Source organism: Clostridium lacusfryxellense, from assembly GCF_018861735.1.
GTDB classification, from domain to species: Bacteria; Bacillota; Clostridia; order Clostridiales; family Clostridiaceae; genus Clostridium_AD; species Clostridium_AD lacusfryxellense.
Map to the genome: position 1 here is coordinate 22316 of NZ_JAHLEB010000045.1, position 20533 is coordinate 42848.

A 20533-nucleotide genomic window follows, 5' to 3' on the forward strand; every position below is an offset into this window, starting at 1 on the left:
TTTATTTATACCATCATTAATTAAAAACTTTATGTTTATTTTTAAAATTTGATTTAAATCATATTTTTTATAATCAAAACTTATTAAAATTATGACATTGAAGCTGAATTTCTAAAAATAGATTTATAAAGGAGATTTTAAAAATGGATAACAAAAAAATAGAAAAATTGACTAGGGTTTTACAAAGATTAAATGAAGAAGGTGTAACAGAAGCTTTAAGGAAAGAAGCTTTAGACATTGTTGCAAATATAAGCCCTATCGAACTTTCAATAGCAGAACAAAATTTAATAGAAAAAGGAATGAAACCTCAAGATTTAAGACATCTTTGTGATATCCACATGGAAGTTCTAAAAGATGAACTTGATAAAATTAAAACGAAAATTGAGCCAGGTCACGTTGTACACACTCTTATTGCTGAACATGATAAAATCCTTGAATTTTTAACCCAACTTGAAGAAATTAATACTAATATTCAAAAGGCATCAAGCTATGATAGCAGTGTAGAAGAAATCGAAAAACTAAAGACTGTTATGTTCAATATACTAGATGCAGAAAATCACCATCAAAGAGAAGAAAAAGTATTATTTACTGAAATGGAAAACAGAGAAATTACTGGCCCAACTCGAATTATGAGAATGGAACATGAGGATTTAAGAATTAAAAAAGAGCTTATAAAAAAACTAGCAGAGGATGTCTCTCAATTAGATTTTAATGATTTCAAAGAAAAAGTTGATGACACAGCAAAATATATTATATTTAACTTACGCGATCACATATTTAAAGAAAACTATATTCTATATCCTACAGCAATAGAATCTATTCAAGGAAAAGAAATATGGAGTGATATGAAGAGAAGGTGCGATGAGATAGGTTATTGCGGATTTACACCTAAGGCGTAATTCATCATTCTCAAACTACATTCTTTCTAGATTGTGTTTAAACCCAGAGTTTTTAAAAAATAATTACTATAGCAGTTGAATCTTATGCTGATAGAGTGATTATTTTTTTGTTTTCTTAAAACCTACTTTTTTTTGAGACTTGACCGATAATATAATAGTATAACATTCACTACGGTGAACCATTCTACAATGGTATAAAAATTAGGAGGATCATAAATGAGTTTATTTAAAAATAAAAAAACTATAATCATAGAAACTAATTCAGCCCAGATTAGCATTAAACCAGCACAGATGGATGACAAATTTCATAATGAAACTAACGGCTTTATTCAGGATATGAGCAATTTACTATCAGGGACTGTAAAACAGCACCATATCGTAGATAGTGATCATAATATTTTAGGTGAGCTTACTGATAAAGTAAAAATACATATGAATGAAATTTCTAAGTTAACAAAAAATACAAATGATTTGACTGATAATTTACATTTAGAAGGAAATAAACTTATAGAAATTACACAAGATACAGTTAAAAAATCTTATGAGGGTAAGGATGCTATTTACGAGATAGTTGAAATTATAAAATCTCTTGAAAGCGAGAGTAGAACCAACACAGAAAGTATAAATGAATTAGCAAGAAAGTTTAGCAAAGTAAATGAAGTTGTACAGTTAATAACCAACATAGCAAGCCAAACAAATCTCCTAGCATTAAATGCAGCTATTGAAGCCGCTAGAGCAGGAGAAGAAGGAAAAGGTTTTGCAGTAGTTGCAGGTGAAATAAAAAAACTAGCAGAAATGACTAAACAAAGTACTAAGGACATTTCAACTTTAATAGGAGGCATAGAAAACGAAACACAGGTAGTCCTTAACAATTCTAGTAAATCTAATGAAGTTATAGCTAGAGGCGTTAGTGCTTCTAGTAATGCTGTAGAAAAGATAGAGGGTAGTCTATCCTCCGTCTCAAAGGTTGAACAGGAAGTAAATGGCGTAATGGAGCTTCTAACTGAGCAAAAACATCATATTGAAAACATGAATAATGAAATAGTAGATGTTGATGAAATATTAAAAGTTACATCCGATAGTATAATAAACCACATAAAAGAGGCAAGTGTTGTGACAAAAAAATTAGAAGAAATAAAAACACACATAACAACATATAGTAAACAGTTACTTTAGTAACCTACGTTACCGACATAAAAATTATATGGCAGTATAATAATCTCATACAGCAGGCACAAACGTTGTCTGCAGAAGTAAAAGATGGAGGGTTATTTATATGGCTATGTTTTGTTATCAATGTCAAGAAGCAGCAAATTGTACCGGATGTACGGTTAAGGGAGTATGTGGTAAGACTGAAGACCTTGCAAAGGCTCAGGACTTATTAATTTATATAACTAAAGGAATATCTATATACAGTGTTCGCGCTAGAGAGAATGGTATAGTTAATAAGGAAGTAGATAACTTCATAATGGAAAGTTTATTTGCAACTATAACAAATGCAAATTTTGATAAAAATATATTTATTACAAGAATCAGAAAAGGCCTAAGCTTAAGAGAAGAAGTAAAACAACAACTTGTTAAAGCTGGAGTTACATTAAGCGATAACGTTGAAAATGCAAGTTGGCTTAAGAAGATATTTAATTCATTTGGATTCGGGAAAGAAGAAGAATTAAACTTACCCGATGCAGCAGTTTGGTTTTCTAATGATTTAAAAGAATTTGATGAAAAAGCAGGAAAAGTTGGCGTTCTTTCAACGCAGAATGAGGATGTAAGATCTTTGAGAGAACTACTTATTTACGGAATTAAGGGAATGGCTGCATATGTTAAACATGCAAATAACCTTGGATATGATGACGAAGGTCTTCATGCCTTCACTCAAAAGGGATTAGCTTCTACTTTAGACGATACTTTAAGTGTTGATGAACTTGTAGCCTTAGTTCTTGAGTGTGGTAAATACGGAGTTGATGCAATGGCATTGCTGGACAAAGCTAACACTACAAGTTACGGAAATCCTGAAATATCAAAAGTTAATATAGGAGTTCAAACTAATCCTGGAATATTAATCAGTGGACATGATTTAAAAGATATGGAAGAGTTATTAAAACAAACTGAAGGAACAGGAATAGATATTTATACTCATAGTGAAATGCTTCCTGCTAATTATTATCCTGCATTTAAAAAGTACAAGCACTTAGTAGGTAATTACGGAAATGCATGGTGGAAACAAAACCAGGAGTTTGAAAGCTTTAACGGACCAATACTTATGACTACAAACTGTATTGTAACTCCAAAAGCGTCTTATAAAGATAGAATATACACTACTGGAGTAACAGGTTTTGAAGGTGTTAAGCATATCGTCGACGGAATAAATGGAAAAGCAAAAGACTTCTCTGCTATAATTAAACAAGCTAAAAAATGCTCATCACCTAAGGAAATTGAAAAAGGTGAAATAGTAGGAGGTTTTGCTCATAACCAAGTAATAGCTCTTGCAGATAAGATTGTAGATGCTGTTAAATCTGGAGCAATAAAGAGATTCTTTGTAATGGCAGGTTGCGATGGTAGAATGAAGAGCCGTGATTACTACACTGAATTTGCCGAGAAATTGCCAAAGGATGCAGTTATACTTACAGCTGGTTGCGCAAAATATAAATATAATAAATTAAATTTAGGTGATATTGGTGGAATCCCAAGAGTATTAGATGCTGGTCAATGTAATGATTCTTACTCATTAGTAGTAATAGCACTTAAACTAAAAGAAGTATTTGAATTAGAAGATATAAATGAACTTCCTATTTCGTATAATATTGCATGGTATGAGCAAAAAGCAGTTATAGTACTACTTGCATTGTTACATTTAGGTGTTAAAAACATTCATTTAGGGCCTACTCTTCCTGCATTTTTATCTCCTACCGTAGTAAAAGTATTGGTTGATAACTTCGGTATTGGTGGAATAACTAATGTAGAAGATGATATAAATATGTTTATGGGCGTTTAAATAATCGAAGAAAAAGGTATGCGTAGTGTTCTACTGCATACCTTTTTCTTGTTTTTATTTTTTTATCTATCACTTAACGGAACATAAGTACCCTTTTCCGCAACGCCTTTGTATGCAGGTCTAATAATTTTCCCATTGTTTATTATTTCCTCAAGCCTATGAGCACTCCAACCAGCTATCCTTGCTACAGCAAAAATAGGAGTGTACATCTCAATTGGTATTCCAAGCATACCATATACAAATCCTGAGTAGAAGTCTACGTTTGCACTTACTCCTTTGTATATCTTTCGCACACTTGCAATAACTTTAGGTGCTAGTTCTTCTACTTTTGCATAAAGATTATATTCATCCTCTAGACCTTTTGCTTTAGCAAGTCTTGAAACATACTTTTTAAATATAACTGCCCTTGGATCTGATATAGAATAAACGGCATGACCTATTCCATAGATTAATCCAGATTTATCAAATGCCTCTTTAGTAAGTATTTTTGATAAATATTCTTCAATTGCTACTTCATCTGTCCAATCACTAAGTTCTTTTTTCATATCTTCAAACATTTCAATAACTTTTATGTTTGCACCACCATGTTTTGGCCCTTTTAAAGAACCAAGTGCAGCAGCCATTACTGAATAAGTATCTGACCCAGATGAGGTTATTACATGTGTAACAAATGTGGAGTTATTACCGCCACCGTGCTCTGCATGAATTACCAGAGAAAGATCAAGTATTACAGCTTCAAGCTTTGTATATTTACCATCGTCGCGGAGCATGTACAAAATATTTTCAGCCGTACCCAAATCTGGGAGCGGACTACGTATAATCAAATTGTTATTGTTATGATAATGCGATAGTGCATGATAACCGTAAACCACTATAAGTGGGAAACAAGCAATTAATCTCAAACACTGCTCCAAAACGTTGCTTTGCGAGGTATCATCAGCTTTATCGTCTATGCTATAAAGTGCTAGTATGCTCCTTGCTAATGAGTTCATTATATTTTTACTTGGCATTTTTAATATCATATCTCGAACAAAATCATCAGGTAGAGCCCGATATTTAGAAAGTAATTCTTTAAAGTCTTTAAGTTCTTCAATACTTGGAAGATTTCCAAAAATCAACAAGTAACAAGTTTCTTCAAATCCAAATCGATCTTCTTTAAGAAAACCATCTACTATGCTCTCAATGTTTATGCCTCTATATGTTAGAGAACCTGCAACTGGAACCATCTTGTTATTTTTAAAAATATATGAATTTACTTGTCCAATTTCTGTTAAACCTACAAGCACTCCATGACCATCAATATCTCTAAGGCCCCTCTTAACATCATATTTAGGATATAGCTTTGGGTCTATAAAACTTCTTAATCTTTCAGACATCGTTTTTTCGAACTTATTCAATTCCTTGCTACCCATTATATTACACCTCCCAAAATAGTTGTTAACTTTTAAATCATTGCTTATATCAATCCATTTATACTGGAATTAAATCCTACTATTACATTCACTAATTAAAGAAATTCTATAAATTCTACATCTAGTATACCACATAGTTATATATTTTTTACAATAACTTCTAATTACACAAAATGTAATATTTTCATTATATATATTTTTTCTAGTAGGTTTTTGTTTATTTTCATTAATATATAATATATAATATATAATATAAAAGTGTAAAACACAAAATAAATGTGAACAATCCAATAAATTACTTATGTTTACTCTAATAATAAAAGGAGTTGCCCTAGATGAATAAAACTATAATGCAATTTTTCGAATGGAATTTGCCTCCTGATGGAGGACACTGGAATTTTTTAAAGGATCAAAGTAAAGCCTTAAGTGAAGCAGGTATAAATACTCTTTGGCTGCCACCAGCATATAAAGGTGCAGGTGGAAGCAAGGATGTCGGTTATGCTGTTTATGATTTATATGATCTTGGTGAATTTGACCAAAAAGGAAGCGTTAGAACTAAATATGGTACAAAAGATGAATACATAAATGCAATAACCGAGGCTCAAAAAAATGATATTCAGATATTAGCTGATATAGTACTTAACCACAAAGGCGGAGCCGATAATACTGAATGGGTAAAAGTGGCTAAAGTAGATCCAAAAGATCGAAACAATAAAATTTCTAATGAATACGATATAAAAGCTTGGACAAAGTTTAACTTCTCTGGAAGGAATAATAAGTACTCTGACTTTAAATGGGGATTTGAAAATTTTGATGGGGTAGATTGGGATGAAAATAAAAAAGAAAGTGCTATATTTGAATTTACTGGTATTGGTAAGAGCTGGGATGAAGGGGTAGATGATGAAAATGGAAACTATGATTATCTTATGCTTACAAATATAGATGTTAGTTCACCTGTAGTATATGATGAGCTCTTAAGGTGGTCATTGTGGTACATCAATATAGCTAACCTTGATGGATTTAGATTTGATGCAGTGAAACATATATCATTTGAATTTATCACAAAACTCATTAATGACATAAGAGATATTACTAATAAAGAACTTTTTACAGTAGGGGAATATTGGCATACTGATCTTAATGTTTTAAAAAAATACGTTGAGGATACTAACCATACGTTAAATGTTTTTGATGTACCACTCCACTATAATTTTGTGAGGGCTAAAAATGAAAAAGAAAGCTATGATTTAAGGGGGTTAATGTCAAATACATTAATAAGTTGTTACCCTGAAAACTCAGTAACATTTGTGGACAACCATGATACCCAACCTGGTCAATCCCTTGAGTCTTGGGTAGACAACTCATTTAAATTACAAGCTTATACTTTCATACTTACAAGGCAAGAAGGCATACCTTGTGTTTTCTTTGGAGATTATTATGGCCTTCCAAATAATGATATAGCTCCATTAAAAGATCAACTAGGTGAATTATTAAAAGCTAGGAGAGATTTTGCTTATGGGACTCAGCATGATTACTTTGATGAAGCACATATTGTGGGTTGGACAAGAGAAAATGGACTAGCTGCCTTAATATCTAATGCAAATGATGGTGGTTTAAAGAAGATGTTTGTTGGAGAAAATCTCTCTGGTAAGACCTTTGTAGACATAACTGGTAATGTTTCTGGCGAAATCCAAATAGGCCAAGATGGTAATGGTGATTTCAAGGTTAATGGGAATTCATATTCAGTATGGTGTATTATTTAAAGCTATTTATTTCTTGATATGATTCTCAAATACTAATACTAATAAAATAGTACTTATAAAAAAACAGTATTAATATTTAAGATATTAATGCTGTTTTTTTATAATATTTAGATAACATATACACTACATTTCATCAACAAGCACCTTAACCAAAAAGTCATAGATAATATCCGCTGTTTTAACAATAGAACTTATAGTAGCATATTCATCAGCACCATGAATATTTTCACCTTCTGCTCCAAAAATAACTGCCGGCACATTTAGCCTTGAACCTAAGTGATTGAAATCACCAATGCTTTGAAAATAAGAAATACTCGCCTCACAATCACAAACATCCTTTATTGATTCTAAAAATGTAGCAACAAAATGGTTTTGTTTTGGCACTAAATATGGCATGTATCCCCTACTTCCAGCAGTAGGCGCGTCTCTGAAAGATATTTGAAATGTACTTTTTATACTTGTTTTTTTAATCGTATCCACAATATAATTTTCTATTGTTTTTTCATTCTCGCCCATGACAACGTGCCAAAACAGTTTAACTTTAGCATAATCTGGAACACTACATGCACCACCATCACTCTCTACAGCAATTACACATGCAACACCCTTTCCTAAAAATTCACCTTCAATATAATCAATTTTTTCTAGTTCACACATAAATTTTCCAGCATCAACTGCCGCATTAACACCTGAAGATGGCATTGCTGCATGGGCAGCTTTGCCGAAAAATTCAACTTCAAGTCCATATCCACCTCTAGCACCAAGAGATACATCTGGAAAAGATCTATTATTAAACCCTGCACTTGGCTCGGCACTTATTATAAAATCCACGTCTTTAAGTAATCCCTCTTCAATTAATGCATTTGTTCCAAGTCCATAAGGACCTTCCTCATCTGAAACAAAAGTTGCAATAATTTTCCCATGAAACTTTTTGTTAAGTTCATGAAATTTCTTCATAGCAAGCATTGTTGCACAACAACCTGATTTCATGTCAAGAGCGCCAATGCCGTATATCTTATCCCCCTCTACCAATCCTTCATAGGGATCTTTAGTCCACCCATTACACAGATTAACAGTATCCATATGTCCATTAATACAGATGATTGGCCCATCACTATTACCGCTAATTTCACATATAACATTTTTACCCTTAAAATTAGTGATTTTCGATTCATAATATTCATGAATGAATGCTTTAATACCGATTTTATTAAACCATAGGTATGTAAAATCCAAAATAGCAGCTTCATGAAAATATGGACTAGGGCTTGATATCAAGTTCTTCATTAATTCAATCACTTCATTTGGGTTGATATTTTCCTGTATTTCAAACTTAGGCTCAAGCATTTTTCTTCTCTTCCTCTCTAACTATAAATAGACCAGTATAACATTATATAAATATTATATCATATTAATATTTTGTTTTTTATATATAAAAATAACTGGTAAGATTTTTTAAATCTTACCAGCTATTAAGATATAGAACTAAGTCATTAAACAGCATTCCCAGTAACTACATCCGCCCCTTCTGGAATTGTTTCATAAAACCAAAATGCATCATCTACTGATAATCTTATACAACCGTGCGATGCTTTCTTCCCTATCATATCAGCCTGAGTAGCTATTATTTGACCATCTTCTCCCGTGGGAACAGAATGGAACAAATATTCTGCGCCACTAAACCCTACCCAATATCTTGCACCTTCTTTATATTTATTACTATAAAACGATTGACCATAGTAGCTATTTATTTTATAATTATCAATTGGTGTATCTGAGTCTACCCCTGCTAATCCTGTAGAACAATCCATTATTCTAATTTCAATACCATTCTTATAAACATATACCTTTTGTTCTCTTATTGCTACTTTAACTAGATATTTATCTCTCCCAGCTTTTGCTCTCACAGGATCTTCAATTGGAAATATGTACTGCATATTTTTTATTCTTGCGTCCAATGCAGCCTTGTTATCTTCTTTATTATTACCTGATTGACTCTGATAAAACTTTTCACTTGACTGTTTTTGATAATTAATCGATTTTTTATTATCAGAGTGTGCCCCTACTAGAATACATGTTACGAGCACCGCTATAACTCCTATCTTCCTCATAATAACCCTCCAAATTCGTAAAATAAAAATGACTATATGTATAGTATTGACATAAATGTACATTTAGTTTCCGAATTTGGAAATTTTTTTTGATTTTCATAGTAAAAAAGAACCCATAAACTAAACACAATTTTGTGCCTAGTCTACAAGCTCTAATTAAATACTTTCTATTTGTTTACATGTTATTTAAAAGGATTTTCTGATTTATAAAGCATTCCTTTTGGTTGATTAAATCCTAATTCTTTTACACCTAAATATTTAAATAAATTGTAAATTGCTTTTCCATAATGTCCAAATGCAACAGCGCCATGATGTGGATATTTCTTTTCAATTAATACATGACGATAAAATCTTGCCATTTCAGGAATTGCAAAAATACCAATAGATCCAAATGAACGAGTTGCAACTGGTAGTACTTCACCCTCTGCTACATATGCTGTTAATTCTGCTTCTGCATTACTTTGTAAACGGAAGAATGTTATCTCTCCAGGAATAATATCTCCTTCAAGTGTTCCACGAGTTATGTTTGGTTCTACATTAGGCTCTAATGATCTTGCCATAATTTTTTGGTTTTTCATAGTACCAGTAGTTAATTTACAAGCTGCTGTGTTTCCACAATGAAAGCCCATAAATGTATCTTTAATTGTATAATCAAATTTACCTTTAATTTCGCAGTTATACATGTCAGCAGGAACTGAATTATTAATATCAAGTAATGTTACAACATCTTGTGTTATGCAAGTTCCTATATATTCACTTAAAGCGCCATAAATATCAACTTCGCATGCTACAGGAATTCCCATTGCTGTAAGTCTACTATTTACATAACAAGGTACAAATCCAAATTGTGTTTGGAATGATGGCCAACATTTATTAGCAAAAACAACAAACTCTCTAGAGCCCTTATGTGCCTCCATCCAGTCAAGTAATGTAATTTCATATTGCGCAAGTTTTGGAAGTATACCTGGCATTTTATTTCCTTCACCTAATTCTTTTTCCATGCTAGCTATGACCTCTGGGATTCTTGAATCATTAGCATGTTCATTAAATGCTGCATATAAATCTAATTCTGAATTTTCCTCAATTTCAACACCTAAATTATATAATTGTTTAATTGGTGCATTACATGCTAAAAAGTCTTGTGGACGAGGTCCGAAAGAAATTATTTTTAAATTTTCAAGTCCAAGTATTGACGTAGCCACCGGTACAAATTCTGATATCATATCAGCAACTTCACTAGCTGTTCCAACAGGATATTCAGGGATAAATGCCTTTATATTGCGTAATGCTAAATTGTAGCTAGCGTTTAACATTCCACAATAAGCATCTCCACGTCCATTCATTAAGTTATCTCCACTTTCTTCTGACGCCGCAACAAACATTACTGGTCCATCAAATTGTTTTGCAAGTAGTGTTTCTGAAATTTCAGGTCCAAAATTTCCAAGGTATATTACTAATGCATTTACACCCGCTTCTTTAACTTCTTTTAATGCTTTTAACATATGGGTTTCATTTTCCACTGTAGTCAAACATTCAAATATATTTGCATTAAACTCCTTATAAGATTTTACTACAGCTTTTCTACGATTAGCAGATAACTCCATTGGAAAACAATCTCTACTAACTGCAACAATTCCTAATTTTAATTGTGGTAAATTTATCATTTTAATTCCTCCGATTTATTATAAAAATTATTTTATTTGTTAATTTTTTATTTTACTGATATATTTTGTCCTTTTAGTCCTATAAATGCTCCCTTAGTACCTAAATCAGTATCACTATGACCAATTAACCATTTGTTTCTAGCAAATAATAGTGCATCCTCACCAGATTTATTAATTTTGCTTTCAAGAGCTAAATTAGTGTCTCTTGGCAGCACAACTACGCATTTAAAACCATTTTCGTTAGCATTACAAGGTGCATAATGAAGTGTAGTTGCATAAACCTCTATTATACAACCTGATGGAATTAAAAAGGCTTCTATTTTTGAAGTATCATACGAGTAATCTTCATGAATATCTTGTTGAGACCCTACAAGTAATATAAGATCAGTTACTGCAACATTTATTTCGGATGAACGATGATATTCAACTGCATTAAGCAAATAATTATTACCATTACAATATCCTATTTGAATTGGTAGTTCGCCAAATTCTCTAATTCTTAATTCCTCAGCAATTTCTATATTTTCTAATTCTTTAATTGATGGTTCATAGACTACATCGCTAGGCAATGGTGTTGCTTTCATCTTTTCAATTAACTCTAAACAATCATAATTTTTTAAAACTTGTCCATATTTTTTAAACTTAATATCTGTAACTTTATTAATAATCACATTTACCATCCTTCCTTTAAGTATTTAGATAAAACATTAAAAATCTTTTTAAAATCACTTTAATAAGTCTATTCTACATCTTAATTACACTTTCTTCAATGCATTTTTGTAAACTTTTTCATTTTATTTAAAATATCTTCTAGATTAATATTTTCACTTACAAAAATACCATTTTAATTAGCCTTAATTATATGAATATCTTAATTTTAAAAATGAATAATTGCATGACTTCGTGCTCAAACTAAATATATATCTAGTAAATATAAGGATGTGGTTTCTATGCCTAGAAATAAAATAATAAAGGACTTACTAATCATAAATCTAACTTTTTTAGGTATACTGCTTTTCAGTAGAATGTTATTTTTCCATAATTTTGTAAGAATACTTTTTAAATCATTTTTAAGTCCCCTATTATTCTCTATATTTTTATTTTATCTAATAAAACCATTAAATACAATTTTCTTGAAAAAGCATCTAAAACCATCTGCTTCAGCTATCTTAACATTAATACTTGGAATATTCACTGCTATAGGTGTCCTAACTTTTTTTATCAATTATATAGTTATTCAATTCGATGTGACAATAGATGACCTAACCAATATTGTTAAAAACAAAAATTATATTAATCAAATGATGGTTAATATTAATAATTATCTACCTGCCCATGAGGTGTATAAAACCTTTGCCAATATAGCTAACACTTATACTAAAAACTTGCTTCATAATTTAATGTTTGCAGTAAAATATACAATGCATACATTTTCAACTGTATTTCTCATGTTGATAATATTATTTTATTTGCTAAAAGATGGTTCTTATTTCATAGATAAAGTTATGTTTTTAATTCCTGAAAAGTATAAAAAACTGTCACTAAAAACTCTCTCTGATAGCAATACTGTTTTGGATGCTTATGTTATCGGTCAAGCAAAAGTAGCCCTTTCTCTATCCATCATGATATTTGTAGGTTACAAAATTATTGGTATTCCAAATGCTCTGCTTTTCTCATCTATAACTTTTGTTTTGGCTTTTATCCCTTTTATAGGTTTTTTCATTTCAATGATTATCCCTTCTGTTATTGCTTTAAGTATGGGGTTTGTCATGATAGGAAAGCTTTTAATAGTCTTCATCATCGTACAAACATTAAAAGGCAGGGTTGTTGTACCTGCAATTATGTCCCAAGCAATGAAGATCCACCCACTGACTGACATCTTTTTAGTAATAGGTGCAGTTGCATTAGGAGGTCCTCTGGCGGCATTTGCTGTTGTGCCTATTTACGCTATTATTAAAACAGTAATAGCTAACTTATATTCAGACAAGTTGAGATCATAAAATAATTATAAAACATGTGAAACTTATAATAAAAAGCACAGTAGATTAAATTTAAATCTACTGTGCCTTTCACTTTTTATGATTATAAGTGATTTATTTATCTAATTTTTATTTCTAGTTCCATTCTTAGCCGCTTGTACACTAGCATTTCCGTTAACCTTATATCCATTATTAGCATTTTCACTATTTAAACTATTATCAATAAGACTCTGATCCTTTTGTTTTATTGTCATATTCTTGTTCAACCTATTTTCACTATTTGGTATTATATTTTGATTGTTTTCAGCTATGGTTTTATTTTGACTCATAAAAAAGCATCTCCTTTACTAATTATTCTATATTATAATGCCCTTAATTTTATATACCTATACTGATCTAATCTATAACGGATTCAATTACAAAATTAAAGAATAATATTTGTTTTATACCCACACTTTACGCATATATCAAACTTCGTATTAACCTTAACATTATAATTGTCTCTTTGGATTAGCTTATAGCAACACTTTGGACAGTATGTTGAGTTATCAACACCTTGGACATTACCAATATATACATAGTTAATATATTTTTTTGCTATATCCTTGTCTTTAATCATCACATCTATTTCTGTAGCCGGATTATCCATCTTATAACTCGGAAAATATCTTGATAAGTGAAGTGGGATATTTTTATCTACTGAAGCTATAAACTCTGCAATTTTCTGAATTTCATCACTAGAATCATTTTCACCATTTACAATCAGTGTAGTTACCTCAACATGAGACTGTTTTGATGATATTTTAATAGTATCTAATACTGGAGAAATACTTCCTCCACATATATCTTTATAATACTTGTTATTAAAAGATTTTAAATCAATATTCATTGCATCTACATAAGGAAGAATCATCTTTAAAGGTTCCACTTGTATATACCCATTAGTTACTAATACTATTTTAATATCTTTAATATTTTCTTTTAAAAGCCTTGACGTTTTGTAGACATACTCATACCATATAGATGGCTCATTATACGTAAATGCTACCCCTATATTGCCTTCAAGCCCTTGACATATCTCTACTAACTTTTCTGGAGATATGTACTCACTGCTAGCTCGCCCTTGAGATATGGAGTAGTTTTGACAAAAGTCGCAGCTAAAATTGCAGCCAAAACTTCCTACAGAAAGTATTTTGCTACCTGGTTTAAAATGATATAACGGTTTTTTTTCTATGGGATCTTGTGCCATTGAGGTTATCTCTGCATAATTTAATGAATAAAGTACACCCAGCCTATTAACCCTCACGTTACATTTTCCATGTGATCCTTCTTTAATAAGGCAGTTATGTGGACAAAGTTTGCAACTTATATTATCTCCTTGTTTTTCATAGAATAAAGCCTCAAATAAAACTTCCTTATCCATCCCAACACCTCTATTTATGTCTATTAACTTCAAATATTTCTATAGCATAATCTTCACTTGGTAGAATTCCTGCCTTATCTAACACAATACTTATTTGCTGCTTGGCAGTATCAACACCTTCGAGATCTGGTAATAGCACCCCACTCTTTACTCCACTTTTAACAATGACTCCAAATATTTTAGGATTTAATTCCTCCTTTGTAGCTGCTTTAGGCTCCGTTAAAACATCTACAGAAAAGATAATATCCTCAAGTTCTTCCACAGATACATTCCCAAATCTAGGATCGCCTTCTCCTGCTGATACAGCATTTTGAACTATTTCTTTTGCAATACTCTCAGTTACCGGAAAAATAGTTCCTATGCACCCTCTTAACTTACCGAATTTTTTAAGAGAAACAAACACACCTCTTTGTAAATTTATCATATCCTCATTTACATAGCTGGGTACTTCCATGTAATTGCCTTCTATTAGATAATTAGTAAGACTTTCTCTAGCAAGGCGTACATATATATCTTCATTACTTATCCTTGTATTATATTTTTCTCTTTTCTGTCCGATAATTTCTTCCAAAACATTCATATTGCCTTTCTTAAGTTCAAACTTCATTACCCCATAACCAACTCCAAATGTACCTTCATAAGAAAGAAGTTCCCCTTTTATTTCATAACCATCCATCGCTCCTAGCATAATATAATAAGACCTAAGACCACATTCTCCGGCATTTTCAACTATTTCTGGATTTATATTAAATACACCAGCTACATCACCTTTTGTTAGTAAACTTATTATTTCCTTATCAAATTTTTCTCCATATGGGCTATAGTCATAAGGGCCTTCGTCTTTGAGACGATGAGAAAGATCGCCACTACCAATAAACACAACATTTTTATAACTTTCCTCTACAGCCTCTCTTATAATTTTACCAAATTTATATAATTGAATGGGAGTAAGTCCACCATATGTAATATGAACAAGCTTAAAAGACTTATATTTACTTTCTATAAAATATAGTGGAACTATAGATCCATGGTCTAGTTCATATTCCCTACCATATTGTTTAAGAGTGCTGCCCGTGGCAGCAATAGTTTGTATATTACAATTATCTGCCCTTACTATAATTTCTTGTGTAAGGTCCATGTCTATATTAAAATCCATAGAAACTTGTGGAGCGCCAAATTGTTTTAAGTTGCCTTTTATAGAATTTTCGAAAGAAAGCGCTATAGCATCAGAGAACATAGTACCATGTGGTGTAACTATTATAATTACCTCTGGTTTTAATTCTTCTATCTCACGTCCAATGCTTTCACATGCATCATATGTATTTTTTATCTTTTCTTCCTCTCCGTGGCCAACCTCTGGAATTAATATAGGCGGATGTGGCATAACATAAAATCCAATTATTTTACCCATTTTAATCACCTCTCCTACTAATTACTTTATAACACATTTAAATAATTATTTTACCCAATCCTTAGAGTTCATATCCATAATTTCATATAAATTATAGTTTATATTATTAAAATAAAAAATAATATAATTTTATTTTTTATTTTAAATAACCTCTTATCCATTGGTAGTACAAGCATTGTCTATTATACCAAATAATATTTAAGTTAATTTTACTTGCTTTTTTTCTTTATTCGTGATAATATCAAATTGACTTAAATTAATATTAAATAATTACACGCAGATATATTTGAATCTTTCATGTTTAAAATATAGTATTTTGTTATCAAAATTTTGTTGGTTTAGTTATTACATATGGTTTAAGAAAATTAAAATTTCGGAGGTATCATTATATGAATGGAACAGTTAAATGGTTTAATGGAGAAAAGGGATTTGGATTTATCACTGGAGAAGACGGAGTAGATGTATTTGCTCATTTTTCACAAATAAACTCAGATGGTTACAAATCACTTGATGAAGGTCAAAAAGTTTCTTTTGACATAGTTAAAGGCGATAAAGGACCACAAGCAGAAAACATTACTGTACTTTAGTAATAAATAAAAAGCCATTAAATAGGAAACTATTTAATGGCTTTTTATTTTTTTGTTTATATCTCTTGATTTGATTATGCTTTATACTATTTATAAAATTAGCATAAGCTATTGATAAAAATATCTCTTACTGTAATAATAAGTATAAGTAAAATATAATAAGACTTTAAATAATAAGTTTAATCTAAAATAAAGGGGAATGTACATATATGGAATTAGTTAGTTTTTTAGGAACGGGAAGTGCTATGGTTACAAAATGTTATAACACTTGTTTTACCCTTTCAAATGGAAAAGAACACTTTTTGGTTGACACCGGTGGCGGAAATACAATACTTTCAAACCTGGAAAAATTAGATATAGGTATAAATCAAATCCACCATGTATTTATATCTCATAGACATAACGATCATATTTCTGGTATTGTGTGGATTATTAGGGCTGTCGCTCAGCAAATTACTAATGGAAACTATGAAGGCAATTTAACAATTTATTGTCACACTAATAATATTGATGTTATAAATACAATAAGTAACTTACTTTTAGATAAAAAGTTTACAAAATATATTGGGAATAGGATACTCCTTAATGAAATCTATGATAATTGTAAACTTCCCATACTGGATTGGAATATAGAGTTTTTTGATATTAGAAGTACTAAAGAACTTCAGTTTGGATTTAATACAACACTTAAAACTGGAAAGACGTTAGCTTTTTTAGGGGACGAGCCTTATAATGACCAGTTATTTGAATATGTTAATAATGTAGACTACCTCCTTCATGAATCCTTTTGTCTTTATACAGAAAAGGATATCTTTAAACCTTATGAAAAACATCATGCTACAGTAAAAGATGCTTGTAAAACTGCATCTAAATTAAATGTAAAAAACATAATCTTGTTTCATACTGAGGATAAAAACATATTAAATAGAAAAAAACTATATACTGATGAAGGCAAAGAATTCTTTTCTGGAAATATTATTGTTCCCGATGATTTAGATATTATAAATTTATAAATGTGAGGTGTATAAATGGATAAAATAAAATTAGGAAGAACAAATCTTATGGTCTCGCGTAGTGGCTTTGGAGCATTACCTGTTCAGAGGGTTTCTTTTGAAGATGCAAAAAAGATTCTACGAAAAGCTTATGACAATGGAATAAACTTTTTCGATACTGCTAGAGGATATTCTGACAGTGAAGAAAAAATAGGTTATTCTCTTTCCGATGTACGAAATGAAATAATAATTGCAACTAAAAGCCATGCCAAAGACAGAAAAACTTTGCTCGAGCATTTGCAAATAAGCCTAAAAAACTTAAAAACTGATTATATAGACATCCTGCAGCTCCATAATCCTGATGTACTTCCTGATCCTAAAGATCCAGAAGGTCTCTATGCAGGCCTCCTAGAAGCCAAGGAGAAAGGCTTTGTTCGTTTTATAGGAATTACAAATCATAAGTTAAAGAATGCTATGGCTGCTGCAGCTTCCGGACTATATGATACTGTACAATTTCCACTTTGCTCTTTATCTGCTCAAACAGATTTATTGCTAATTGAAGAATGTAAAAAAACAAACGTGGGGCTTATAGCTATGAAGGCTCTATCTGGAGGCCTAATAACTAATGCTGCCTCTGCGTTTTCATTTTTACGTCAATATGACAATGTTGTTCCAATATGGGGAATACAAAGAGAAACGGAATTAGATGAATTTCTTTCTTTTGAGAAAAACCCGCCACTGCTAGATGATTTTATGTGGTCCGTTATTGATAAGGATCGTACTGAGTTATCAGGTAATTTCTGTCGTGGATGTGGATATTGTTTGCCTTGCCCTGCCGGCATTCAAATTCCTACATCAGCTAGAATAACGCTTCTTCTTAAAAGAGCTCCTTATCAAGGTTTCTTAGAAGATGACTTCAAAGAAAAGATGGATTTAATAAATAACTGCATAGAATGTGGCCACTGTAAAAATCATTGTCCTTATAAACTTGATACTCCTAATCTTTTAAAAAGAGAACTTAAAAGCTACAATGAATTCTATTCTAAACAAAAAAATACTTAATTTAATATCTTAACTATGCTACTAATACTATATATTATTATGTTGAATGATTTTACCTAAGTAAACGTATTATCAACCCACTTAAGAAGTTGCTAAGCCTCTATATATCATAGTATAATTTTAAATAAGTTAAAATATGATCGGCTTTAGGAGATGAATAATTATATGGGTTCAGATATTATAGTAGTATTTATAGGCATTGTGTTAATATCAATTGGAATAATGGGATTTAAAAAAGAAATGTCATTACTAAAGATGGAATGTGAAGGAACAAAGATAGAAATTAAAGATACTAACTTGCAATTAGCTAATATTTTATTTAATTAATAAAATATTAAATGTTGTAGCAAATACCCCCATGGACGTAGTCCATGGGGGTATTTTTTATATCAATAAATTTCACATGCTAACATTTAAAAATTAAAATATTCTTAAATATCATTAACATATTAGCGGTAATTCTAATACTATATAATATCGTTCTTTATTTATATTAGTACTTTAAAATAAAAAATGAAAGGAGATATTATATGAGTTTGGAAAATATAACACCCCCCAGTTTATCAGAAATTCAGTATTTACGTTCTAGTAATAGTGAAATAACTTATCCTGTTTTAAAAGGCATGTTTAAAACAGGTTTAATGGGCCCAGGTTTACGAAATGATAATGATGAATTCTTAGATATTACGGCACTACTTTTAATAAAGACTCACAAAGATAAAACAATTTTGCCTACTTTAGTTGACATAATTTTTTTTAGAAATAGAGAAGGTCTTTTTACTCATGACTTAATATGGGCTTTTTTTCAAGCAAGAGATCCTAATAGCCTAATGTTAATCGCAAATTACCTACATTCAGATAACATAATTGATGTAAAATTAGCATGTAAATTATTGGACTTTGTGCCTTCAATAGATATGACTATAGAAAAAGATAATAAAAAACTATATATGAATTTTATTTACTATCTTAAAGAAAACAAACCTTTTCTATATTACACAGGTGAAAGTTTTCAAAGAACAAGTAATCCTATGCCTTATATATTAGCTTTAGATTCCAAATATTTGTGTAGACCCATATCTGTTTATACCGGAAAACCTTTGATACCATACACGGACAAAGAAAACCGTCTATCTGATGATTTTAATAAATTGAGTGTTGATAAAAAATTAATCCTATCAAACTACTCACTTAGAAGTCATTATGAAAATCTATATTTATGGGATTTATGGATTAATAATTCAATATTAGATCAAATAAATATTGCACATAAAGGCCTAATATATTAATAATTTAAAATAGTTAAAATAAATATGAGGAAAATTAGGAGGCTAGTAAATGATAATAGTTTCTAGCAATGCTTTTAAGATTGATCCCTTTATAAATGAATATAAACTAAATGATATTGAAAGAGATATCCTTATTAATATGAATTCTAGTCAAGGACGATATGAATATAATTCATTAAATCAACTGCAGTTTGAACTTAGATTGCGAAATAATATCGTCGTTGCCGCTAAAAATTTAAATGCTGGTGATATGTCTTTTAGCACCTTTCGTAAATCAAAGTGTAACCCTAATTATTGGGATCGAACTGAAGAAGGTGGATTTATATTAAAAAAAGGAGTGACTCCAAGTGATGCTATTCGTGATATTTTTATAAATGGTTCTAAATATGCCAATGAATGCGCTACCGCCATGGTTATTATTTATTATCAAGCACTACTTAGTATTTATGCAGATACTCTTTTTAATAAGTTATTTCCTATAATACAGTTAATGAACTGGCACTATATTAATAGTCCTCTTGAGGAAATAGGTTATATAATAAAAAGAGCTGATTATTTACCAGGGGATAGACAATACTTTAGCAACCCTGATGTAGATCCAACAACTCCTGAATGGCAAGGAGAAAATGTAATAAATCTTGGTAACGAACTTTATTTTGGGCATGGTATAGGTATTGGAAAGGCATCTCTAATAATTGATGAATTAAACGATTATAGAATAAAAAAATCAAAGACATCTGCTTACCTATTAGATTCAGCTGGACGTCCCGACTTTAAAAATTTATCTGATATATATGATGAATTTAAAATTCAATAAAAAAGGGTCCCACTAGGGCAATGTCATTAAGTTAAGAAATTAAACCAATAGTTTTAAAACAGAGTATGTTTAAAAATGCATACCTGTTTTTTTTATATAATTTTTTAAATAAATTCCAGAAAACTTTCA

The 20533-nt window shown here is 30.7% G+C and carries 19 protein-coding genes; 11 read left to right on the plus strand and 8 right to left on the minus strand.

The window, feature by feature from the left end; all coding sequences use genetic code 11:
* Positions 1-143: 143 nt before the first annotated feature.
* From KPL55_RS19560 to hcp, 3 genes are all read left to right on the plus strand, one after another.
* Positions 144-899 (plus strand): DUF438 domain-containing protein, encoded by a 756-nt coding sequence (locus KPL55_RS19560; protein WP_216308434.1) that lies wholly within the window; start codon positions 144-146, stop codon positions 897-899.
* A gap of 216 nt (positions 900-1115) precedes the next feature.
* A complete protein-coding gene (locus KPL55_RS19565; RefSeq protein ID WP_216308435.1) occupies positions 1116-2075 on the plus strand; it encodes a methyl-accepting chemotaxis protein in 960 nt (319 codons plus the stop codon).
* A 100-nt stretch (positions 2076-2175) separates the two neighbouring features.
* Positions 2176-3894, plus strand: a complete 1719-nt coding sequence (hcp, locus tag KPL55_RS19570) for a hydroxylamine reductase (protein ID WP_216308436.1) — start codon at positions 2176-2178, stop codon at positions 3892-3894.
* A gap of 62 nt (positions 3895-3956) precedes the next feature.
* Here hcp and KPL55_RS19575 read toward each other — a convergent pair whose 3' ends face one another.
* A complete protein-coding gene (locus KPL55_RS19575) occupies positions 3957-5306 on the minus strand; it encodes a citrate/2-methylcitrate synthase (RefSeq protein WP_216308437.1) in 1350 nt (449 codons plus the stop codon).
* A gap of 335 nt (positions 5307-5641) precedes the next feature.
* Between KPL55_RS19575 and KPL55_RS19580 the strand changes: the two genes are divergently transcribed.
* Complete coding sequence (locus KPL55_RS19580) at positions 5642-7069, plus strand: alpha-amylase (protein ID WP_216308438.1); 1428 nt, start codon at positions 5642-5644, stop codon at positions 7067-7069.
* A 123-nt stretch (positions 7070-7192) separates the two neighbouring features.
* Here the strand turns inward: KPL55_RS19580 and KPL55_RS19585 are convergent, their stop codons facing one another.
* From KPL55_RS19585 to KPL55_RS19600, 4 genes are all read right to left on the minus strand, one after another.
* Positions 7193-8416, minus strand: coding sequence for a M20 family metallopeptidase (locus KPL55_RS19585; RefSeq protein WP_216308439.1), 1224 nt, complete (start codon positions 8414-8416; stop codon positions 7193-7195).
* 146 nt (positions 8417-8562) lie between these two features.
* Positions 8563-9180 carry a L,D-transpeptidase gene (locus KPL55_RS19590; RefSeq protein ID WP_216308440.1) on the minus strand — a complete coding sequence of 206 codons (618 nt, stop codon included), beginning with the start codon at positions 9178-9180 and terminating at the stop codon, positions 8563-8565.
* A gap of 182 nt (positions 9181-9362) precedes the next feature.
* Positions 9363-10844, minus strand: a complete 1482-nt coding sequence (locus KPL55_RS19595; RefSeq protein WP_216308441.1) for an L-fucose/L-arabinose isomerase family protein — start codon at positions 10842-10844, stop codon at positions 9363-9365.
* A gap of 47 nt (positions 10845-10891) precedes the next feature.
* Positions 10892-11515 (minus strand): DUF4867 family protein, encoded by a 624-nt coding sequence (locus KPL55_RS19600; RefSeq protein WP_216308442.1) that lies wholly within the window; start codon positions 11513-11515, stop codon positions 10892-10894.
* A gap of 279 nt (positions 11516-11794) precedes the next feature.
* On the opposite strand from KPL55_RS19600, the gene KPL55_RS19605 reads away from it, so the two are divergent.
* A complete protein-coding gene (locus tag KPL55_RS19605; RefSeq protein ID WP_216308443.1) occupies positions 11795-12844 on the plus strand; it encodes an AI-2E family transporter in 1050 nt (349 codons plus the stop codon).
* Positions 12845-12945: 101 nt separating this feature from the next.
* On the opposite strand, the gene KPL55_RS19610 is transcribed toward KPL55_RS19605, so the two are convergent.
* The 3 genes from KPL55_RS19610 to amrA form a co-directional block, all read right to left on the minus strand.
* On the minus strand, positions 12946-13152 hold the full coding sequence (locus tag KPL55_RS19610; protein WP_216308444.1) for a hypothetical protein: 207 nt from the start codon (positions 13150-13152) through the stop codon (positions 12946-12948).
* 95 nt (positions 13153-13247) lie between these two features.
* Positions 13248-14246, minus strand: a complete 999-nt coding sequence (gene amrS, locus KPL55_RS19615) for an AmmeMemoRadiSam system radical SAM enzyme (protein WP_216308445.1) — start codon at positions 14244-14246, stop codon at positions 13248-13250.
* Positions 14247-14256: 10 nt separating this feature from the next.
* Positions 14257-15657: an AmmeMemoRadiSam system protein A gene (gene amrA / locus KPL55_RS19620; protein WP_216308446.1), complete on the minus strand. Its 1401-nt coding sequence runs from the start codon at positions 15655-15657 to the stop codon at positions 14257-14259.
* A gap of 389 nt (positions 15658-16046) precedes the next feature.
* Between amrA and KPL55_RS19625 the strand changes: the two genes are divergently transcribed.
* The 6 genes from KPL55_RS19625 to KPL55_RS19650 all read left to right on the plus strand — a co-directional run bounded on the left by KPL55_RS19625 (position 16047) and on the right by KPL55_RS19650 (position 20404).
* Positions 16047-16244, plus strand: a complete 198-nt coding sequence (locus KPL55_RS19625; protein WP_216308447.1) for a cold shock domain-containing protein — start codon at positions 16047-16049, stop codon at positions 16242-16244.
* Positions 16245-16453: 209 nt separating this feature from the next.
* Positions 16454-17257 (plus strand): MBL fold metallo-hydrolase, encoded by an 804-nt coding sequence (locus tag KPL55_RS19630; RefSeq protein WP_216308448.1) that lies wholly within the window; start codon positions 16454-16456, stop codon positions 17255-17257.
* 15 nt (positions 17258-17272) lie between these two features.
* Positions 17273-18298 (plus strand): aldo/keto reductase, encoded by a 1026-nt coding sequence (locus KPL55_RS19635; protein WP_216308449.1) that lies wholly within the window; start codon positions 17273-17275, stop codon positions 18296-18298.
* A 165-nt stretch (positions 18299-18463) separates the two neighbouring features.
* Positions 18464-18625, plus strand: coding sequence for a hypothetical protein (locus KPL55_RS19640; protein WP_216308450.1), 162 nt, complete (start codon positions 18464-18466; stop codon positions 18623-18625).
* Positions 18626-18828: 203 nt separating this feature from the next.
* Positions 18829-19587, plus strand: a complete 759-nt coding sequence (locus tag KPL55_RS19645) for a hypothetical protein (protein WP_216308451.1) — start codon at positions 18829-18831, stop codon at positions 19585-19587.
* A gap of 49 nt (positions 19588-19636) precedes the next feature.
* Entirely contained in the window at positions 19637-20404 is a 768-nt protein-coding gene (locus KPL55_RS19650; RefSeq protein ID WP_216308452.1) for a protein-glutamine gamma-glutamyltransferase, read from the plus strand.
* Positions 20405-20533: the final 129 nt, after the last annotated feature.